Origin of the sequence: Xanthobacter autotrophicus (assembly GCF_029991245.1) — a bacterium.
Lineage (GTDB): Bacteria > Pseudomonadota > Alphaproteobacteria > Rhizobiales > Xanthobacteraceae > Xanthobacter > Xanthobacter autotrophicus_C.
Genome location: NZ_JAIVFO010000294.1, coordinates 1 through 1,395, shown reverse-complemented (window position 1 = coordinate 1,395; position 1,395 = coordinate 1). Strand labels below are relative to the sequence as shown.

Here is a 1,395-nt window from a genome sequence, read left to right as displayed (position 1 = left end):
CCCTCGGGCGTAACCCCATCCGCGGGACACCTCCCCCCAACGGGAGGCGCCCATCTGTAAGGATGGATACATGACTGCGAATCCTGCTCCGGCCACCCGTCCGGAGAACCCGAACTTTTCGTCCGGCCCCTGTGCCAAGCGTCCCGGCTGGACGCTGGATGGCCTCTCGGACGCGCCGCTGGGCCGCTCGCACCGCGCCAAGGTGGGCAAGGCCAAGCTCAAAGAGGCCATCGACCTCACCCGCGACGTGCTCGAAGTGCCCGCGGACTACAAGATCGGCATCGTCCCCGCCTCCGATACCGGCGCCGTGGAGATGGTGCTGTGGTCCATGCTGGGCGCCCGCCCGGTGGACATGCTGGCCTGGGAAAGCTTCGGCGAAGGCTGGGTGACCGACGTGGTCAAGCAGCTCAAGCTCGCCGACGCCCGCGCGCTGACCGCCCCCTATGGCGCGCTGCCGGACCTCGCGCAGGTGGATTTCTCCCACGACGTGGTCTTCACCTGGAACGGCACCACCTCCGGCGTCATGGTGCCGGACGCGGAGTGGATCCCGACCGACCGCGCCGGCCTCACCATCTGCGATGCCACCTCGGCGGCGTTCGCGCAGAAGCTGGATTTCGCCAAGCTCGATGTGGTCACCTTCTCCTGGCAGAAGGTGCTCGGCGGCGAGGGCGCCCACGGCATCCTCATCCTCTCCCCGCGCGCGGTGGAGCGGCTGGAGACCTACAAGCCGGCCTGGCCGCTGCCGAAGATCTTTCGGCTCACCAAGGGCGGCAAGCTCATCGAAGGCATCTTCGAGGGCGAGACCATCAACACGCCCTCCATGCTGTGCTTGGAAGACTATCTCGACGCGCTGAAGTGGGCGAAGAACGTGGGCGGGCTTAGCGCCCTGCAGGAGCGCTCCAACCGCAACTTCGAGGCCATCGCCCAGTGGGTGCACCGCACGGCGTGGGTGGACTTTCTGGCCACCGACCCGGTGACGCGCTCCAACACGTCCGTTTGCCTGAAGGTGGTGGATGCGGACGTGACGTCGCTGCCCGCCGACGCGCAGGCGGCCTTCGCCAAGGCCATCGCCTCCGGCCTTGAGAAGGGTGGCATCGCCTACGACATCGGCTCCTATCGCGACGCCCCTCCCGGCCTGCGCATCTGGTGCGGCGCCACCGTGGAACGGGCCGACGTGGAAGCCCTGACCCACTGGCTCGACTGGGCCTTCACCGAAGCCAAGGCCGCGCTGCCCAAGGCCGCGTGATTTCGGCGGCGTGAGGTCTGGCGGCGTGAGGGCTGGCTGGGCGACTGAACCGCCCTGCCCCCTCTCCCGCCCAAACTCGGCTGTTGCCGAGTTTGGTTCCCCGCAGCCGAAGCCGGAAGTATCCGCCTTCGGGCGGGCGAGGGCTGGGG

Annotated in this window: 1 protein-coding gene; it reads left to right on the top strand. The window is 68.5% G+C overall.

Annotated features, from left to right (window positions below; all coding sequences use genetic code 11):
• Positions 1 to 70: 70 nt before the first annotated feature.
• Positions 71 to 1,246 carry a phosphoserine transaminase gene (locus K9U41_RS22835; protein ID WP_282643130.1) on the top strand — a complete coding sequence of 392 codons (1,176 nt, stop codon included), beginning with the start codon at positions 71 to 73 and terminating at the stop codon, positions 1,244 to 1,246.
• Positions 1,247 to 1,395: the final 149 nt, after the last annotated feature.

Bases quoted from the DNA above. Each gene is read 5' to 3' on its own strand.
- K9U41_RS22835 (WP_282643130.1), top strand. From the start codon at position 71: ATGACTGCGAATCCTGCTCCGGCCACCCGTCCGGAGAACCCGAACTTT.